This is a genomic window from Ruegeria sp. YTSC325 (assembly GCF_059609525.1).
Window position 1 is genome coordinate 1 of sequence record NZ_JBXWLY010000022.1, and the last position, 18,461, is coordinate 18,461.

Below are 18,461 nucleotides of genomic sequence, written 5' to 3' on the forward strand. Positions count from 1 at the left end.
GAGACGACCGCTGACGAGTCGTTCCGGGGGCTGAAGGCTGGTTGCTGGTGCTGGCGGGTTGGGGCGGAGCGGACGTTAAGGCGTGATGCAGCGAACGACTGGTGAGAGCCCACTTTGACCGATGCTGCTCGATGCCCCAATTGTAGCATTGCGCAGAAAGCAGACTTTGCAAAGTCCGGTTGACCACATTGTCCACCAAAGGCGACAGTTCTGCTTCGCGACTGGGCTATACATAGCCCTCAAAGCGTATTGTTTGCGGGACTTCAGTTGCACCGTTTTCCTGAGCGAGTAGGGCGCGTGCTGACGAAAAGGTAGCAAGCGCAAAAAGAACAAGAAGGGCCTTTATCATCGTAGCGCCTCGGATCCGGGTTTTGAACTTGGGCCGGGGTTCACAAATGATCGCCCCGGCCAGCGTCAGGGCAAACGAGGTAGTTCTTGCCCTGAAACATCGTACTTTCGCCTAATTTAGAAGATCACCGACGATGCCGACGGCATCGACCACGGTAGACAGGTCATTCGTAACTTCGAGGACTTCGTCATCGACCAGAATGTAGCGGTTTCCTTTGCCCGGCTCCCCAAGCTTCCATTTGGAAAGGTCCCCAATATCCTCGAACTCCAGGTCAGATGGGAGCTTGGCACCGCGCGTGTAGCGCTTGATCTGTCCAGGTGGTACAGCTTTTGGGCCTTTGCCGGGTTTGTCTTCTATCTGAATGCTGACATCACCGTTCTTGCCCCCCTTGTTCGGCTTTTTACCCTTGTTGTCTTTGGCATGGGCATCGCTGCCTCCAAGGATGAAAAACACAACTGCTAAGGCTGCAAGAATTCCGTATGCAATCTTCATAGATTGTTCCTTTGCTTCCCAACTTCATTCGACCGGCGTTGAAAATTCCGGCACGCGCTTGATCTCTCTTAGTTGCCCTTTGGCACACCCCTTAGTGACTGCCTTCACCCCGCATTAGAAAACGATCCGGGTTCTTAGACCGAACAGGGTAATCCGGTCCTGATCGGGATTTAGAAGCGGGTCGGAAATGAATTGTACCGATGGCGTGATCTGCAGTCCGGGTGAGATTGAAAAGCGGTAGAAAGCTTCAAGCGTGAACTGATCGCCATCTATGCCTCTTGCTTCGGCCCAGTTTAGGCCCAGACCGGCCAAATCGGTGTTGCGACCATAGTAACCGAGACCGGCAGAAATCGACCGTTCATAAAGCGCTGCGGTTCCCTTCGAGGCCCCTGCACGGAAGAACGGCATCCATTTATTGTCAACAAACCATGCGGCGGAAAACGCTGCGCCGTAATCTTCTGCTCGACTGCCATCGTCAGCCGCATCCGCATGCCAGAGGGTCAGATGGATATTGTCGAAGTAGATGCGATCAAAGCCGGACGTGTACCCAAGTTCGAGCGACTTGAAGAGATTGCCGTCGCTAAACACATCAAAGTTTGGATCGGACGGGTCGGCGTTTGCGTCTGATACGCTGGCAACGGCGTAGAGGTTCTCGCTCAGCTTTACCCCACCGGCAATACCAAGGCCTTGGTTGGGCGTGTTGATTGTCGGGTTGGTATTGAAAGACAGGTTTTGAAAACCACTGTAGGGGCTTACCAACCCGTAGATATCCACAAAGTCCGTTACATCAATCTGGCCGACTTGCAGCGCCCACGACCCATTCTCAGCCCTTTGGGTCCAGAACAAATTGGTCAGAAGCAAACCGTTGTCATTGAAGGCTGTTCCCGTGATTGAAAGGGCTCCGCCATCCAGCCCGAGAAATTGCGGAGCAACGTCAGTATAACTGTGCCTGTCTTCGATCTTGAATGTCAGAGACCCCCGTTCAGTTGCCTGCCAACTGCCGTAGAACCGCGCAATTCCGCTGGCTGCTTCGCCGGTTCCCAGATCAGCATCCGTGGTTTGGCCCAATGCCAGGTAGTCAATGTTGAACCGAAAACCACCCTCAGCCAGTCGGTCTTTCCACTGAAACCAACCCGGTGCGATGTTGCGTGGAAAATCGGAACGATATTGCGGATCGGTGAGCCCGTCTCCGGGCGCAAGATCGGCTTCGACTGAAGATGGCCCGGATAGTCCCTGAGCCGACGCTGCGCCAGCAAATGCAATGCTCAATGCGGCAACCAGAAGTCTTATCATTTTGACGCCTGTGCCCCACCGGTCTTGCGATTTCCTGCCGCGCGGATGCGATCAGCAGCACGCTGCTTCCATTCCAACCTGTCTGCCTCGGTTTCCAGAGTTTCGACACGTTCCGCCTCTAGCTGGAAAGTCGCATTCATAGGCATGAGGCCATCCACAACCATCATATTATGAACGGAAGGATCGATAGTCAGCGTGCCTGTCAGCCGAACGGGTTCGTGGAAATAGCTAGGCGCCCAGTCCCCGTTCAACCGCACACGGATCATCTGGTTAGGCGGAGGTGGAGGCATGTGGCTGCACATCCCTCTTTCTGGCACCAAATACGCCACAGGCCGGCCGTCCGGATCGCTTGGAGCAGGAATGGCAAAGCCCGCGAGTGTGATTGTTCTGCCGTCGAATTGCGGGTTTCCGCTCGTTCCAGCCTTTCTTCGACGTTCAGTCACAACCTCGCGCTGATCGAGTAACCAGTCGACGTCAATTCCGTCTGACACCAAGGCGTCTTCGGTCTCTGCTAAAAGCAATTGCCATTTCTGCCGTTCTTCGGCGCTGCCAACCTCCTGCTGCAACCTGCCGCGTATACGCACAACGAAAAGAACATCGTCGAACTGTTCGGGGCTGAGTTCACGATAGGGGTCATCAAAGACCTGCGCAGACGGATCTGGCAGATCTGCCCAGTCCAACGCGGTTCCAGGCGTCGCCGCAGCATCATAACCGCACAAAACCAACCCTGCGAATACTGCGGAGCAAAACCAATTTCGCATGAATGCTCTCCGGCTGCTTTATCTGGTCAATCCAGTGTGTTTTTGTAGATCACACCGTCCTTCATGATCAGGCGGATTGTTTCCGGGCTGTCCGGCCTCGGGTCCGCACCGAACCACTGATCGCCTGTTCCAACGACAGAGAAGTCTTCGAGGGGGTTGCCGTCTATCAGCAGGATGTCGGCATAGGCGCCTTCTTCGATCACACCCAGTTTGCCTTCCGGATAGGGGTTCATGAAATCACCGCTAAGTGCCGCGATCTCGCCACCTACCGAAGTTAGGGTTACCATCGACGCATAGGGGCCGAAGAAATGGTTATTCAGATGTTTCTCGTAGGCGATCTGGATGTTGCACGCTTCGACCGAGCCGACGCAATCGGTTTGGAAACCGCGCGGCGCCGGGCATTCCTTCATACTTGGAATGTAGGCTTCGAAGGTCGCCGAGGCCGATTTGGCCTTCCTCAAACTGTTGGGGTTGTTTTTCACGGAAGGAACATCAAGTAGGCCTGGATCAAATGCTGTGATGTTCGTCGTGATGTACGCTCCTTTTTCTTTCATCAAAGCAGAAATCTCGCAGTCAAAGTGAAATCCGTGTTCAATGGTTCTGACCCCTGCATTCAGGGCATTGATGATCGCTTCTTTGCGGTAGGAATGTGCCATGACATAGGTGCCGTACTCGTTGGCAACCTGAACAGCGGCCTCGATCTCTTCTTTCGAACCGGCGAGCAACTGCCATGGATCGAATGCCGAAATCACCCCACCTGATTGCATGAACTTCAATTGCGTGGCACCCATGCGCAGGTTGTTGCGGCCATACATGTAAATTTCGTCAACACCGTTGACCTGTTGGGCCATATTCAGAGTCCCAAAGTTGGTCACCCCACCCGGCGGAGATGTGAAGGATGCGAAATCGGCGTGACCACCACGTGTTCCGAGAAATGCCCCGGAAGGATAAAAGCGGGGGCCGACGATCTGGCCGGCGTCAATTGCGCGCCGCAGCCCGCCGCCAGCGCCCCCGGCATCGCGAACGGTCGTGAAACCCTGCATCAGGTACATTTCGGCCATCCGGGTCCCGTGGATGGCGAAATCCTCCCAGGTCGAGTTGGTTTCCATCTCGGCAATCGATGGCCCCATGAGCATCAGGTGCGCGTGATTCTCTATAAAGCCCGGTGTCAGAGTGCGCCCACCGCCGTCGATAACCGTCGCGCTCGGCGCATCAATGGCATCGGTTGAGACGGACTTGATCAGATTGCCCTCGACCAGAACACTGGCATTTTCAATGCGTTGCTCATTCACACCGTCGAAGACATGCACGTTGGTAAACAGCGTTTGGGGTTCTTCTTGATCCTGAGCCTGCGCGGTCGCCGAAAAAGAAAGAACTGCCGCGACAATTGCCGTCGAGCAAAGAGACATTCGTAAGCCGGACATAAGTACTCCCTTCATATTCATGTTTTGCCAACTATAGTCTGGAATTCATTGGCTCGGTTGCCCCTTTTGAATTAGGATGTACGAATGTGACTGCAAAAATGGCCACTTCTTAAAGCTAATCCAACAAGGGTTATGAGCTTGCCTTTCAACTCCACCTCCCGAGAGCATAGCGAGGGCTTTGTTCGCCTCTCTTTAGCCGCTCCCTTTCTGCAATATCTCACCGAACGTAAGATCAATCCGCAACCAGCATTGGATCAGGTCGGCTTGAAAGCTGAACTGATGACTAACCCATCCGTGTTCGTTCACTCCGAGTTGGTTTACGGCTTGGTAAATGCTTTCTCAGAAGTATCAGGGGATCGATACCTAGGACTGAATGTAGGGGAAGCGTTTGACCTACAAGGATGGCCGCCCTTCGCTCAAGCCTTGCAATCTACAAAAACGCTGTTCGAGTTTTTTACCCGCTTTGTTGAGCTCGTGCCGCAGGAGTCCAATTCTGTGCGGCACAGCCTTGTCATTGAAGCAGACAAAGCGACTTATCGTATCGAGAGGCAACAGGAACCAACCGTCCCACCCATTCAGGTGACCGGTTTTGGTGCCGCAATCTATGTACGCCTATTGCAGACCGTCGTCGGAGAGTCCTGGGACTCTTCCCGTGTGCGATGGGAAAGCAGATACATCAATGGGCTGCCTATCGACTACAAAGGGATCGAGGTTGGCCTTGGGACTGATCCCGGAATGCAAATTAGTTTTCCTGTGGAATGGTTGTTTTTGCACCACGTCTCTGAGGGTTCTGCCAAGCCCATAGCATCACTTCGACAAGATGAAGAAGTAACCGTGGTGGCAGCTTTGCGATCTGTCTTACGCGACAAACTGGATGAAACCGATTTGGGACCAGAGATGGTGGCTGGAATGCTGGGAATACAACCGGAACGGTTTCTGAAAGCGCTTCAAAAACAAGGCACAACGCTACCGCGCGAAATCAAACGGCTGCGTATCGATTTCGCCAAGGAGCACCTCAAACAAAACCAGATGACAATTGCAGAGATCGGACTGATGCTCGGCTATTCTGACAAGTCCCATTTCACTCGCTTTTTCCGAGGTCAGACCGGAATGACACCGACCAAGTTCCGAAGCAAGTAAATGTGGTCGAGCCAAATGAACGCTTCGAAGATTAGGTCCTCGTGGGATCAGTTCGGAGAAGTTGTAGTGCGACGTTGAACAGGTTAGTCGACGACATGAATGGTTGGTTGCCACCGCCGATACAACCTCTGCAACTGGCCGTTTCGTTGTGTATTTCGGAGTTAGCAAAGCTTGGTTGCGAAGGTCCGCTTCGGGCTGCCCTGTAGTCATCCACCCTCAACAGGCGAGTGACAGTATTGTCCGCATAGTGGTCGTTCGAGGGACCTACGACGAATTTCTGCTTCGAGCCCTAACCTGCTCGTGCTGCCACTTACATATATGTCTGCTTCCGCTAAACTTACTGGAACGGTGCATTGTCAGCTTTATGCCTGCTGCGAATTGTCGTCACAGTATCGACAGCAAAAACACTCACCAAAAAACAGCGGATTGACGACAGATCAAGGGAACTCCGCACGCATGTAAACGATGATCTTCCAAATGTCTTCTTGGCTCAGCGCTTCCTTGAAGGCTGGCATGTCTGTTCCGAAGCGTTCGCCGCCCTCGGAGATTGCCCAAAGAAGGTACTCGTCCCCCGACATCGGCATCTGAACGAACCACCGTAGGAGAGCGGGAGAGGGCACGAGCGAACGTCCGGCTTCACCATCGCCCAAGCCCTTAGCTCCATGACAGCTTGCGCAGTTTTCCGTGTATAGCGTCTTGCCCTCTGAAACGTTCTCGGGCGTTGCACGAATGGTGCTCCGCGCCCCGCGGTAAGCTGCGGGCACGTCCTCGTTCATATACGTCCAATGTCGTTGCATGCGCTGCTGCTGGCCAGGCCCCATATTGCCGTGCCCCCAACCACGCATGTGCTCAGACCTCATGTGGTTAGATCCCATTGGCCCGTGACCCCACCAATCTCCTCGTTGTTGTTGTGCGCAACCCACTGTAGCAATGGTGATAGACAGAACGCTCAAGGCAAGAGTGCGTAATCCAAGCTTCGTCATCTTCTCCTCCTTACTGTTTCCGCTCGATGAACGTCGCCTCAGGCCGCTTCGTAACTGTTGAACACCTCGGTGCTACCGTCCTTGAGGATCAAAAACACGTCGTAGGCCTCACGACGATCTTCCGGCCCCATCCCAGGGGAACCGTAGGGCATGCCAGGAACAGCAAGTCCAACAGCATTGGGTTGCTCCTCCAGCAGACGACGAATGTCGGCAACCGGCACATGCCCCTCGATCATATAGCCATCGATCTCGCCTGTGTGGCAGGACATCATTTCTTCGGGAATGCCGTTGTCCAATTTGTGGCGGACAAGCTGTGTTCCAAAGCTGCGCTCCTCGGTAACGCGAAAGCCTTCTTGCCGTAGGATGTCGATCCAAACCTGGCAACAGCCGCAGTTCGGATCCTTGAGAACATGGATGGAAGGCGTGTCTTGCGCAAACGCGGCAAATGGTACTGTGCTGGCAAAGCCAGCGGCGTAAGTCAGTACTTGGCGGCGTTTCAGGTCCATAGTGAGAGTCCTTTGTATTTCCAACTCAATTGAGTCAAATTCGCATCATTCGAGATCAAAGGTCATGACCCACGTCAAACATGCTGATGTTCGCCAACTTCCCGGCGCTCGGCGAGCGCTTGGCGCACGATCTGGAAAGCAGAGGAAAGAAACAGCGTTGCCATGACCGCCGCAACAATCAGGTCAGGCCAACCGCTAGCTGTGCCCCAGACGCCCAATGCCGCGAACATAACGGCCACATTGCCAATGGCGTCATTACGCGAACATAGCCAGACAGAGCGCACATTTGCATCGCCGTCCTTGTAACGAACGAGCAAGAGAACACTTGCGAGATTGGTCATAAGGGCGAAAAAGCCAACGATGCCCATGATCTCGGCCTCCGGCACTCCGACATAGAACACCCGGTACACGGTCGATCCGAACACCCAAAGACCCATCAGCAGCAAGCTCACCCCTTTGGCCAGAGCCGCATTGGTGCGCGCACGGATTGAAGCCCCGATCACTGCGAGCGAGATACCATAGGTCAAAGCATCCCCAAGTAAGTCTAGAGCGTCGGCCTGAAGCGCCTGAGACTTTGCGTAGTGACCGGCCGTCATCTCGACGACGAACATCGCCGCGTTCAGAGCAATGACAATCCACAGCCGCCTTTTGTAGTCGTCTGATACGCCGTCGAATTTGGCGTTGTGTCCGCAACATGCTGACATTGGGAAGCCCTTTTGTATCTGTCGTGACCATAGTGTAGTGTCTCTAGTTACTAGAGGTTCAAGAGGTATTTTCATGTTTTCTATCGGGGAGCTTTCCAAGCGCACGAAGGTCAAAGTTACGACTATCCGCTACTATGAGGAAATGGGCCTGCTTACCGCACCAGAACGCACCGAAGGCAACCAACGGCGCTATGATATGGCAGGGCTGGAGCGTCTCAGTTTCATCAAGCATGCACGTGATCTTGGTTTCTCGATTGAAGCGATCTCCGAATTGATTGTGCTCCAAGGCCACCCGGATCGTTCATGCCAAGCTGCGACGGACATCGCCGTCTCACAACTTTCCGAAGTAAGAGCAAAGATCAAACGACTACGGGCTCTTGAAAAAGAGCTGGTTCGGATTTCGAAGGGCTGTGATGACGAGGGTGTGTCAGAGAACTGCTATGTACTCGCGTCTCTTGCCGATCATAAACTCTGTCACCACGATCACTAATCTATGAGCGGACATTGCTCTAGTCGCAGCGAAAGACTGTTTTGTCCCGCAAAGCAGTCGTTCGTTTAACTTGAAGCGAATGTCCACTTTGACAAAAAAGAAAACAAAGCGCAGATCCCCCGGCAACCCGCTAAGGGCCGCCGAGGGATAGTTGTCAGGGTGGTCTTCGGTTGACGACGTAGTCAGCCAGCAATTGCCAGTAGGATTCCGCATCACGAAACCCCTGAGCACGAGCAGCCAGATCTTCCGCAGCTTTACGGGTGCACCCGCCATCGAACTCAGCGATAGCAGCTCGCTCCTCGAACGCATCAATGTCGGGGAAGGTCATGTCGGCAGTTGGATCTGGTCAACGATCGACCGCCGCTGCTCGTCGCTGATGCCAGCCGAATAAATCCCGTAGGTGATCCCGTTCTCCGACCGTGCAGATTGGTGACCAACCAGAGAGGCCGTGAAATGTTCGGGAACACCTGTTCGTTCGCACTGGGTCACAAACCACTTTCGAGTCGAGTGAAACACCAGACCCGGTCGCTCCAAGTCCAGCCTATGTCTCAGTCTCGCGAACCCCTTGGTGACATGCGCTACGGTCAGATCAGGAAACAGAGGGCCAGACGACGGAAGTTGCCGGAAGGTCTCATCCAGCACCGGATGAACCGGAACCAGTCTCTCCGCAGCGTCGGTCTTCAGCAGTCGCAGTTCGTTTGGTCTGACATGAACGAAGCACCCGAGGTTGCCCTTGGTCACGAGGTCTTCCCGGAGCAGCCCGACCGCTTCCCCTACTCGCATTCCTGACAGCAGACAGGTCAGCAGAACAGGATGTAACTCCCGGTCGTTGGCTCCTAGCAATCGCACGACTTCATCGTCGGTCGGAACGGCATAAGGTTGAGGGCTTACCTTGCGATCGAAGAGAACGGTTCGAAAGGGGTTCTGTTCCAGATGCCCCTCATAGACCACCCAGTCGAGGAAGTGATTGACCTGAGACCAGATCCGCCGCTGGGTTCTGGCGGTTATTGTCACCGACCCCCGGGACGAGTACGCAACCAGTTGGTCCAGGGTCAGCCCACGGGTCCGCTCCGACTTGCCGATCATCGGGGACAGTTGGGCAATTGCGGACAGGAACTCTCGCCCTTCCACTCTGGTCAGGCTGCAAACCGATTGGTCACCGTATCGACTAGCGAATAACCCGACTGAATATCGGACCGATTTGAACCCGCTGGGTCGTAGCTCGTTACTCCGCTTGTTCAGATAGGCCCGGCTCAGGTCTCGAACTGGCACCTTCACCGGTGCTGTTGGTCTGGCGAACTTAGACCGCTCCAGATTGCATCCAGAGTCCTCCAGAGTGGCCCGGAGACGGACGAGAGACGACTCTGGCTGGTCGACCCAATCAGGAGCTTCAGCGGTGCTCTCGGGGGCAGACAGAGCTTCTTCAGCTTGGGATCGAACCTGTTCAACCAGCGTTTCGAACCGGGCATTGACCTCAGCGGCTCGGACGCGGGCAGTGTTGCGGTCACTGGTCTTGAGGCTCTGCTTCAGCGCCCGAGCGCCCAGCGCGAGAGCCACGTCAACGGGATAGTTACGTCTGAACAACCACGTATGGCCTTTCAGATAGGCATAGCGAATGTGAGCAGACATGGTCTCCTCCTTTCAGATTTGGAATGTGGGATGGGATCAGTTGGTTGAGACGAGTCTGACGATCATCTCGAGAGCCGGTTCGCCGTAGGACCCAGCCAGAGGGCCGGTTACAGCAAAGCCGGTCACGCAGTCTTCGAATACCTCTTCCACGCGGAACAGATGCTCAGGGACATCATCAACGGCGCGAACGACCACGACGTCACCGGGGTTCAGCTCCAGCTCAGTCATTGTCGGACTTCCACGTCCAGAGGACCGCCAGCAGAACCAGAGCTGAGACAGCGGGGTGGGACCGAGAGACCACCCAGATCATCGTCGTCAGGACAGCCTTGGGCGGTGGGTGCAAAAGAAAACCCCCGACGAGAACGCCGAGGGCAGACAGGTACTTCATGGATCAAACTCCTGCAGTTGCTTCTTTATTTAGATGCAGGAGGTTGCTCGGTTTTCTGGGGGGCAGGAGTGAGTAATGCCCGCTGGCTTGTATGCGCCCGACACCTGCGTTAGCCTGAGTCTCCCAAGGCGAATACTGGGTGAGGCCAGAGCAGGTCCATTGTACAGGGTTGAGTTGTCAACGATTTCGCGGGGTAGGAAAATGGCCGATACTGCATGCAACTATCAACGGATAGTCTCGGTTGAGGAAGTCAGGTGTGCTCTTGAAGAGGCGCAGTGCCAGCAATGTGGCATCACCACCAAAGAGTTAATGTGGCGCGGGGAGTTGCTCGAGATCTGCGGTGAGGAACTTTGCTCCGACATCTCAACGGGCAAGAAAACTTTCATCGCGATTGCACTATGCCCAAGCTGTCATGCACGGGCTCATCAGGACGCCGAGAACAAGCATAACCCCTGCCAGATAAAGGCTCGGTGGAGCCGAGAGGGCCTAGCGTAAGGAGTTGCCGGGCACCCGCCTCTCGCTTTGTTTTCTTACTTTCTTCAAAGCGGACGTTGGTTGAAGGCGGGCTGAATGACAGCTCTGCGGACAAACCCGTCATTCGGTGCTGCACGCCCAGTGACTTTTGCACCACTCAAATCGAACATTCGCCAGAATTGAGCTATCGGGTGCACTTTAGGTCAATCATTCTGGCACCTGCACCGCGTTGCTCCATTGCCGGGGCGATTGGCCGTACATCCTTTTGAAATCGCGGCTAAACTGAGAGGAGCTTTGGTAGCCTACATCCCCCGCCGCCTCCGACACGGTCTTCCCTTCCGCGATTTTCATGGCGGCGTAGTTCAGACGCATGGATTTCACGAACTGTATCGGGGACATTGTCGTGGCTTCTTTGAACCGCCAATGGAGTACCGCGCGGCTCATGCCGACATGGTTGGCCATGTCGTCGATAGTGACCTGCTTGTTCTGGTGGTTCGAGAGGTAGTCGATGATGCGCGCAATTTCGTTGCCGACGCCAAAGGCCCTCCTTGCGGCGGCCCCGGCCTCGCCCATGAGCACCGCGTAACAAAACTCTCGCATACGCCCCTGTCCGAGCACCTCCAGATCAACCGGATTGTCGAGCAACTCGATAAGCCGCAGCAGAGCCTGCGTGAAACCAACATCCCAGGACGCCAAAGCTAAAGCCGATGGCGCGCAATCCCGCGATTGTTTGTTGCCAGCAGCGGCAGTCTCAATTTCCATTGTAAGCTCCCGCATCATCCGTGGCTCCAGCGCAATCACCACACCGAGCAGAGGATCTTCTTCGGACGCCTTTGGCGTGCCCGCCTCCACTGGTAACGTCATGGGGCACAGCAGGTATTTGTCGCTGCCATAGACATGGTGCTCACCGTCAAGAACAGCTTCCTTGGTGCCACTGAGAATAGCCACCACCGTTGGCTGGTAGACAGCAGGCATGCAGGGCACAGCCTCGGTCACCCGGAAAAGCTGAACGCCTTTCAACACGGTATCGACGAGGCCTGCCTCTGGCAGACGGCGCTCGATAAGGTTTTTGATCTGTGCTCTGCTCATGCACTCTAGCTGGCAGAGGACTTTCATCTTTGCAATGGAGTTGAAACGATTGGGCAAGTAATCGAGAGGATATCGTCTGTTTGCGTGCCAAGTCAGGTTCTATCTATGCTTTCAAACAACAGCACTTCAATCCGCCGGTTTGGGCTGGCAGGAGACAGAAAATGGTAGATACGACATTCGGACCCAAAGGTTGGACACCCGCGCGCCTCGGCGACCAGTATGGTAAGACCTACATCATAACTGGCGCTAACGCGGGCGCAGGCTTTCAAGCCGCGCGCATTCTCCTGAAGAAGAACGCTAAGGTGGTGATGCTGAACCGCTCAGCCGAGAAATCTGAGGCGGCAATCGCGGACCTAAAACAGGAACTCGGTGCGAAAGCTGATGTTAGCTTCATCCGCATGGACCTGTCTGTTCTGGCCAGCGTGCGCGAGGCGGCCAAAGAGGTCCTGAAGACTGTGCCCCGCATCGACGCACTGATCAACAACGCGGCCATCGCGCAGGTGCCGACGCGCAAGCTGACCGTCGACGGGTTCGAAAGTCAACTTGGCACCAACCACTACGGACATTTTCTACTGAATGGCCTGCTTTTTGATCGCATCGCGGAAAGCAAAGGCCGGATCGTGGTCGTCGCGAGCCTTGGCTACAACCTTGGGTTCAAGACCATCAAATTCGACGATATGAATTGGAATGAGGGTTATGGCGCTAATACCGCATATTCGCAAAGCAAACTGGCGCAGATGATGTTTGCCTACGCATTGCAGGAACGTCTGGCCGCTGTGGGGCGCAAAGATGTTGAAGTCTTCGTCTGCCATCCCGGCTCATCGGCGACGTCTCTGATCACAACAAGCGGCAGCCGCACGATGCGTTTCATCTGGTGGCTGATGACCAAAACGCCGATGGTCCAGACCGCAGAACAAGGCTCATACCCCGAAGTCATGTGCGCTACCGAAGGGGCATTGACGGAGCAGCGCGCCCTCTACGGTCCGACGGGCCGCATGGAAGCGGTCGGTCCGGTCGGCAAAGGGACACTAAACGCTCACGCCCATGACAAGGTTGTCATGTCGCGCCTCTGGGGGGTGTCCGAAAAAGCCGTTGGGTTCGAGTGGAAACTCTGACAAATTCATAGAAGTTGACTGCCAGTGCACCGGCCCGGAAAGCGGGCATGGGTGCGATGTGCGGCATCGGGCGGGATGGGCTCAGGGCGGTTATTCGCGGCATACAGCTTCAATGTCCGCTGCTTAGGCCGAACTTACTGTGATTTTTTGGCGAATTTTTTCGAGCTCGTATCTATAGTTCTGGACAGGCTGAGTTCCCCCATGGGGTAGTCAGCATACGTCCTGGCCCTTTTGTTTAGTATTGCTGTTTCACAAGGCCCTGCCCCAGCGACACAACTGGCGCACACTCAAATTCTGTCTCACAGATGTTGACTTTGCCTTTTGAGACGGTATGCATCTCAATATCTTAGACTTTGCGAGACGGATCAGATCATGCTTGTTGGCTATGCTAGGACTTCCACTTTGGATCAAACGGCTGGGCTTGATGCACAACTACGGGAACTTGAGGAGGCCGGTTGCGAGAAGGTATTCACCGAACAGGTATCCTCAGTGGATGTGAGAGCGCGTGAGAAGCTCACAGAGGCGCTTAACTTCATCCGAGAGGGTGATCACCTAGTCGTCACCAAACTGGACCGTCTGGCGCGCTCTATGGCCCACCTGATGGAAATCCGCAGTCAGCTTGACGCCGTTGGGGCGCACCTAACGATATTGGGGTTAAGTCTCGACACTTCCGCTGCCCAAGGCAAGCTGATGTTGAACCTGTTGGGAAGCGTGGCCGAATTTGAGCGTGAGATTATGCTGGAACGTCAGCGTGAAGGAATTGCCAAGGCCAAAGCTGCCGGAAAGTACAAAGGGCGCAAACCAACCGCTTTGGCAAAGTCGGACGAGGTGCTTGTTCTGGCAGGTGAAGGCATCGGCGCTACCAAGATCGCTCAAGACCTCGGTATCAGCCGCGCATCGGTGTACCGGATACTCAATGCAGACCAAAACTGACCGCTACTACCTTAGATATTGGTGGGCTGGACAGGTGCCAATCTGAACCTGAACAGACGTACGCTGGTGCCGGGTCATCTATCTTCTTTGCAATCATGCGTGCATTTGTGCTGAAACTGGTAAAGCCCTCCGTCAATTGAGCAATAAAACGGCAGATAGATGCAGTTGATTGAATGCGAATTGTGTCAGTCACCTGATCTGTCTGCCCCGCTGGTTTATAATTAGGATCAATACAAGATGTGAACCAATGCCGGATTGGTATATACTTAGTATGTACTTATATTACATACTCAGTTAATCATCTTAACTCATTCAAATAGTATATAATCTGTATATACATATCATGGCTCTGGATAGCTGCTAAATTATATCACTATAGATGTATATACATATGCTGTTAATAATACAGCTTAGTATTCTGCTAGGTATTATATGCAGTGCAAATCACCTGTTATTTTCCAAATAGGGTTAGCCTAGTTAACCGATAGTTTGCTGTGCTGTGTGTATACAAAGCGCCGGATATTGGCTTATCTATTTGTTTTTAAATATTTTATAACTGTGCCCGGTTAAGTCCTGCAGTCGAAGACACACTAGTGCATGCAGTCTCATAACCAAGCCTGAGAGATTGCACCGGGTACATAACAGCACTACCGACACTAATTTGTTCAATACACTGGGGACCACAAGTGAGAGACCTTCTATCGGTAGATTAACTGTATGGCGTTGTCACGGGCGCTCCCGTGCAGTAGCGTCCAGCGCCATGGTCATCCGGCGATATTCACTTGTGCTATTTGTTGGCGTTCTGGTCATCCTGACCAGCCTTGGCGGCGTTGCTCACGCGCTATCAAACGGTTGCGTCGGCCTTCACTGCGAGGACCATATGCGACCTGCTGAACACTCAGCAGTGGCGAAGAGCAGCGGGGACATCTCGGCTCTCAGTCATCATCATGACCAGGAGAGTTCTGGAACCGAAGAATGCAATCCCTTTATCTGCCAAGCAGTCGTATTGCTCCTCCAGAACTGCGAAGCCGCGCAGGGTCAAAGTGATAATGACCCAGAGTTCCAGATTGAAGCGCAAGCCAAACTGAATGAACCAGATAGCCTTTACAGGCCCCCTGACCTTTGAAGCAGCGTAAATCCTTGCGGACGCAAGCGATCAGCACGTGCGGCTTTTCGCGATGTGCCGCAGCACTACCAGCTTCCAAAATGTCAGGATCAACACATGAAAAAAAGTCACTTACTAATCGGCTTATGCGCTGTCGCAGCTATCGCCGCTTTCCTAAGTCTTCGCCCTAGTTCAATCGAAGAGGCCGCACCACAAGGGACACTTGAAGGCGATGCTATGGTCGCAATTCAGATGCCGCCCATAGAGGGTAATGCCGCAATCGGCCAGCGTGTCTTTGAGGTCTCCTGCGCCTCCTGCCACGGCGTCAATGCGGTCGGTGTAGAAGGCGCAGGACCGCCTCTGATCCACAAAATATACGAACCCAGCCACCATGCCGATGAAGCCTTTCAGCGGGCGGTTTCACAAGGTGTAAGAAGCCACCATTGGCAGTTTGGAGACATGCCACCAGTAGAAGGTCTGACGCGAGGTGACGTTGCTATGGTGATCGCGTACATTCGTGAAATTCAACGTGCCAACGGGATAAATTGAGGACAGGACCATGAAAAAGATCATAACGCTCGCACTCATGGTTGCTCTTCCCAGCGGCGTGCTGGCGCATTCCAAGGTCGAAGAAACAGCCCCTCCCGATGGAGCCACAATAACCACTGTGCCCGCTGAAATTGGTCTCAACTTCTCTAAGGACATCCGGCTGACACGGATAGAGATGGCCCATGAAGAGCATTCGGCAGTAAGCCTAGATTTGGGCGAGCAGACAAGTTTTGGTCAGGAGTTCACGATCCCACTGCCGAGCAATGGAACGGGCACCTATGTCATTGAATGGCGAGGCTTAGGTGAAGACGGCCATGCGATGCAGGGCGAGTTTTCCTTTACCGTGGAATGAGCATGCCAGATATTTGGGGTATTGCCGCAGTCTTCGCAAAGCTGGGGCTCTACATCGGCTTTGCGGGCTCCACCGGGCTTATGATTGTTAGCTGCTTCTATTCCGGCTTTGTCGCACCGATACACCGAGTAATGAAGCGCCAAGCTAGGGCCTTAGCGTGCCTTGCTCTCGCCGCAACAGTAATTGGCTTCATGCTCCGTGGAGCCGCCTTAACAGGCGGAGTTGACGGCATGGTCGATCCAGAGATGCTTGGCCTACTCTGGCAGACATCCGTGGGTGACGTCCTTGTTTATCGCCTTGTAGGCGCAGTGTTGATCCTTGTGGGACTGTCTGTTCCTCACGTTGGTCTACGGATCGCACTGTTGGGTGGAACAGTGGCATTGTGGTCCTTTGCACAGATCGGGCACGTGCCCGAACTAGAGAGTATTGGCGTTCAACTCTTGCTCCTGTTGCACCTGCTATGTGTAGCCTTCTGGGTGGGCATCTTTAGCCCGCTGCGGAGTATGGCTCTCATGCCTGAACACCTGACAGATGCTGCTGAACTGGGTCATAGGTTTGGGCAAACTGCTGCATTGGTTGTGCCGACTTTAATCGGTGCGGGCCTATGGATTGCTTGGTTACTTGTCGGCAATCTCCAAGGGCTCTTGTTTACTGGCTACGGGCGGGCTCTGTTGCTCAAAGTGTTTCTTGTGGCGTTGCTGATGATCCTCGCCGCTGCAAACAAGCTCCGATTTGTTCCGGCTATGCAACGTGGAGAGGCTAAGGCAGCGCGACACCTCGCCCGATCCATCGAGGTTGAAGCAATAATCGTATTGGTGGTGCTGGCGATAACGGCGACACTCACGAGCGTACTAACGCTTCCGAATTGAGGGAGGTAGAGATGAACAGACACCTATGTGCATTGGCTATTTGCAGCATTGGTACAAGCATCGCTGCAGATCATGAATTGATGGACAGCGACTTAGCAAATGGGCAGGAACTCTATGCCGAACACTGTGCCTCATGCCACGGAGTAAATCTGGAAGGTCAACCCAACTGGCAGACACCCAACGATGACGGAGTTTTGCCTGCACCCCCACATGACGTGACTGGGCACACATGGCACCATGATAACCAGCTACTGTTCGAGTACACCAAACTGGGCGGTGCAGACGCATTGGCAGCACGCGGTATTAAAGACTTCAACAGTGGCATGCCCGGCTTTGAAGGCACCCTGGCTGACGAAGACATATGGGAAGTGCTGGCCTACATACGCTCCACTTGGCCCGACGATGTTCAGCAAATGCAGGCCGGCCGCAACCTTCCGCACCAATAGGAGACAGTGGTCTGTTGTGTGTTTGGACATACACAGTTCAACGCAACAGGTTGTGCACTTCTAGGTGTGACACTATGGTGAGACACACTGCAAACCAACACACTACAATAGTGTTTGCTATCAGTGCATTAGGCGTTCGGCGGCGTTTCCCCTAGACTCCACCAAAACCTAACTGGAAAATCCTCCTTAGTTCTTCCATAAATCTGCGTGTTTCTTCCATTTTCAGGCTGACGCGGCGTGTCGCACCTGGCACACGATTTTCATCACCCGCTATCGGCCCGGCTGTATCAATTGGCTGGGATCGCATCGTTGCAGGTTTGCTATTTGAGATTTTTTGTCAATCTTGCGCTGGTCGTTCTGCGCATGATTTGCGGCCTCGCGGATCGGATCGGGATTTTAGGTTAAACCGATCAAGGGCGAGTTTGTCATTCTTTGAGCGTGCTACGACCCTGAGCAACCGTAACCAGCATGCACGACTTACGGCTCAATCGCCGCAACCACCCCCATCGCCCGAACCACAATCACCTGCATCGTCGTCGGCAAACGGGTCGCCGCTTTCAAATATCAGCGTGAGTTCACTTGTCGACGTCAGGCTGTTGAGGGCGATCACAAAACAAACGACCGGTACAGTCAGCCAAAGAACTCCAAATAGTAGATTGTCACTTTGCACGATGGAGCTACCGCCGATGCCAATGAACACCGCCAAGAAGATCAACATCAGAAAAGTTCCAAGCCTGCCTTTTTGTCTCCAGATCCCTTTTGGGGGCGCTCCGAACAGGGCCGAATAGGCTTTGACGGTGGCCTTGTAGTCATCCAGATGTTGCGCGCCCAGGCTACCAGGATTGTGGTGCACGGGCTTGCCCAGCTTCTTGCAAAAGACATCCCAATAGTCGCGACTGTGCTGCATATGCAAATGCCACACCAAATCCACCGCCTTCGAGGGCACATTACGCTCGTGCCGTGTAGCACAAAGATACATGAATTTTTGATATTCGGCGATCGCTACTTTGGCGGTATCGAGAGAGATGCGGTATTCGTCCATCAGTTGTTCAATGAACGGTTTGCCTGCAGCATCATCAGGCATCTTGTGCGTCTTAATCAGCTCCCATAGCTGAATATTGAGAGAGGTCATCGGAGCCTCCTGTGTTTTCTCTTTTTCAGTTTTTGGCTATCGCACAAATATGACAAGTATGTGACACGCTGGTTCTCTCGGGCTGCGCGGACATTGCCGCTACCAGAAGCCCGGAAGACCCCGCCGTGTAAACTCCAGTTGCCCTTGAGGGAACGGTGTCCTTCTCAGGGTCTTTGCTAGCATCGCAACCCGTCAGTTCAGCTCCGATCGTAGGTGTGTGAGCGGCAGACGAAACAGA

General features: G+C 54.0%; 21 protein-coding genes. 8 read left to right on the forward strand and 13 right to left on the reverse strand.

Annotated features, from left to right (window positions below):
- Positions 1-460: 460 nt before the first annotated feature.
- The 4 genes from AC2FF7_RS21020 to AC2FF7_RS21035 all read right to left on the reverse strand — a co-directional run bounded on the left by AC2FF7_RS21020 (position 461) and on the right by AC2FF7_RS21035 (position 4,319).
- On the reverse strand, positions 461-841 hold the full coding sequence (locus AC2FF7_RS21020) for a hypothetical protein (protein ID WP_170337130.1): 381 nt from the start codon (positions 839-841) through the stop codon (positions 461-463).
- Between the two features lie 114 nt (positions 842-955).
- Complete coding sequence (locus AC2FF7_RS21025; RefSeq protein WP_170337128.1) at positions 956-2,134, reverse strand: carbohydrate porin; 1,179 nt, start codon at positions 2,132-2,134, stop codon at positions 956-958.
- A complete protein-coding gene (locus AC2FF7_RS21030; protein WP_170337125.1) occupies positions 2,131-2,895 on the reverse strand; it encodes a DUF3299 domain-containing protein in 765 nt (254 codons plus the stop codon). Before AC2FF7_RS21030 ends, AC2FF7_RS21025 begins: the two co-directional genes overlap by 4 nt.
- 26 nt (positions 2,896-2,921) lie before the next feature.
- The gene (locus AC2FF7_RS21035) at positions 2,922-4,319 is read right to left on the reverse strand and encodes an amidohydrolase family protein (protein WP_170337131.1); all 1,398 of its coding nucleotides are present in this window, start codon (positions 4,317-4,319) and stop codon (positions 2,922-2,924) included.
- Positions 4,320-4,451: 132 nt separating this feature from the next.
- On the opposite strand from AC2FF7_RS21035, the gene AC2FF7_RS21040 reads away from it, so the two are divergent.
- Positions 4,452-5,459: a helix-turn-helix domain-containing protein gene (locus AC2FF7_RS21040; protein WP_496906274.1), complete on the forward strand. Its 1,008-nt coding sequence runs from the start codon at positions 4,452-4,454 to the stop codon at positions 5,457-5,459.
- Between the two features lie 437 nt (positions 5,460-5,896).
- On the opposite strand, the gene AC2FF7_RS21045 is transcribed toward AC2FF7_RS21040, so the two are convergent.
- The 3 genes from AC2FF7_RS21045 to AC2FF7_RS21055 all read right to left on the reverse strand — a co-directional run bounded on the left by AC2FF7_RS21045 (position 5,897) and on the right by AC2FF7_RS21055 (position 7,652).
- Complete coding sequence (locus AC2FF7_RS21045; protein ID WP_170527093.1) at positions 5,897-6,319, reverse strand: c-type cytochrome; 423 nt, start codon at positions 6,317-6,319, stop codon at positions 5,897-5,899.
- A 161-nt stretch (positions 6,320-6,480) separates the two neighbouring features.
- Positions 6,481-6,948: a DUF411 domain-containing protein gene (locus tag AC2FF7_RS21050; RefSeq protein WP_170527091.1), complete on the reverse strand. Its 468-nt coding sequence runs from the start codon at positions 6,946-6,948 to the stop codon at positions 6,481-6,483.
- Positions 6,949-7,022: 74 nt separating this feature from the next.
- Positions 7,023-7,652: a cation efflux transmembrane domain-containing protein gene (locus AC2FF7_RS21055; RefSeq protein WP_496906275.1), complete on the reverse strand. Its 630-nt coding sequence runs from the start codon at positions 7,650-7,652 to the stop codon at positions 7,023-7,025.
- 73 nt (positions 7,653-7,725) lie between these two features.
- On the opposite strand from AC2FF7_RS21055, the gene AC2FF7_RS21060 reads away from it, so the two are divergent.
- Positions 7,726-8,142, forward strand: coding sequence for a MerR family transcriptional regulator (locus tag AC2FF7_RS21060; protein ID WP_170527087.1), 417 nt, complete (start codon positions 7,726-7,728; stop codon positions 8,140-8,142).
- Positions 8,143-8,296: 154 nt separating this feature from the next.
- Here the strand turns inward: AC2FF7_RS21060 and AC2FF7_RS21065 are convergent, their stop codons facing one another.
- From AC2FF7_RS21065 to AC2FF7_RS21085, 5 genes are all read right to left on the reverse strand, one after another.
- The gene (locus AC2FF7_RS21065) at positions 8,297-8,470 is read right to left on the reverse strand and encodes a hypothetical protein (protein ID WP_496906276.1); all 174 of its coding nucleotides are present in this window, start codon (positions 8,468-8,470) and stop codon (positions 8,297-8,299) included.
- Positions 8,467-9,771 carry a DUF6538 domain-containing protein gene (locus AC2FF7_RS21070; RefSeq protein WP_496906277.1) on the reverse strand — a complete coding sequence of 435 codons (1,305 nt, stop codon included), beginning with the start codon at positions 9,769-9,771 and terminating at the stop codon, positions 8,467-8,469. The genes AC2FF7_RS21065 and AC2FF7_RS21070 overlap by 4 nt, the downstream gene beginning before the upstream one ends.
- Positions 9,772-9,807: 36 nt before the next feature.
- A complete protein-coding gene (locus AC2FF7_RS21075) occupies positions 9,808-9,999 on the reverse strand; it encodes a hypothetical protein (protein WP_496906278.1) in 192 nt (63 codons plus the stop codon).
- A complete protein-coding gene (locus AC2FF7_RS21080; RefSeq protein WP_353394991.1) occupies positions 9,992-10,159 on the reverse strand; it encodes a hypothetical protein in 168 nt (55 codons plus the stop codon). Before AC2FF7_RS21080 ends, AC2FF7_RS21075 begins: the two co-directional genes overlap by 8 nt.
- A 681-nt stretch (positions 10,160-10,840) precedes the next feature.
- Positions 10,841-11,722 (reverse strand): AraC family transcriptional regulator, encoded by an 882-nt coding sequence (locus tag AC2FF7_RS21085; RefSeq protein ID WP_496906279.1) that lies wholly within the window; start codon positions 11,720-11,722, stop codon positions 10,841-10,843.
- A 161-nt stretch (positions 11,723-11,883) separates the two neighbouring features.
- On the opposite strand from AC2FF7_RS21085, the gene AC2FF7_RS21090 reads away from it, so the two are divergent.
- The 6 genes from AC2FF7_RS21090 to AC2FF7_RS21115 all read left to right on the forward strand — a co-directional run bounded on the left by AC2FF7_RS21090 (position 11,884) and on the right by AC2FF7_RS21115 (position 17,091).
- Positions 11,884-12,837 carry an SDR family oxidoreductase gene (locus AC2FF7_RS21090; RefSeq protein ID WP_496748815.1) on the forward strand — a complete coding sequence of 318 codons (954 nt, stop codon included), beginning with the start codon at positions 11,884-11,886 and terminating at the stop codon, positions 12,835-12,837.
- A 372-nt stretch (positions 12,838-13,209) separates the two neighbouring features.
- The gene (locus AC2FF7_RS21095; RefSeq protein WP_496906280.1) at positions 13,210-13,770 is read left to right on the forward strand and encodes a recombinase family protein; all 561 of its coding nucleotides are present in this window, start codon (positions 13,210-13,212) and stop codon (positions 13,768-13,770) included.
- Positions 13,771-14,992: 1,222 nt separating this feature from the next.
- Complete coding sequence (locus AC2FF7_RS21100) at positions 14,993-15,424, forward strand: c-type cytochrome (RefSeq protein ID WP_496906281.1); 432 nt, start codon at positions 14,993-14,995, stop codon at positions 15,422-15,424.
- A gap of 10 nt (positions 15,425-15,434) precedes the next feature.
- Positions 15,435-15,776 carry a copper resistance CopC family protein gene (locus tag AC2FF7_RS21105; RefSeq protein ID WP_496906282.1) on the forward strand — a complete coding sequence of 114 codons (342 nt, stop codon included), beginning with the start codon at positions 15,435-15,437 and terminating at the stop codon, positions 15,774-15,776.
- Positions 15,777-15,778: 2 nt separating this feature from the next.
- Complete coding sequence (locus AC2FF7_RS21110) at positions 15,779-16,645, forward strand: CopD family protein (RefSeq protein ID WP_496906283.1); 867 nt, start codon at positions 15,779-15,781, stop codon at positions 16,643-16,645.
- An 11-nt stretch (positions 16,646-16,656) separates the two neighbouring features.
- Complete coding sequence (locus tag AC2FF7_RS21115) at positions 16,657-17,091, forward strand: c-type cytochrome (RefSeq protein ID WP_496906284.1); 435 nt, start codon at positions 16,657-16,659, stop codon at positions 17,089-17,091.
- Positions 17,092-17,575: 484 nt separating this feature from the next.
- Here the strand turns inward: AC2FF7_RS21115 and AC2FF7_RS21120 are convergent, their stop codons facing one another.
- On the reverse strand, positions 17,576-18,223 hold the full coding sequence (locus tag AC2FF7_RS21120; protein ID WP_480868146.1) for a glycine-rich domain-containing protein: 648 nt from the start codon (positions 18,221-18,223) through the stop codon (positions 17,576-17,578).
- Between the last annotated feature and the right edge of the window lie 238 nt (positions 18,224-18,461).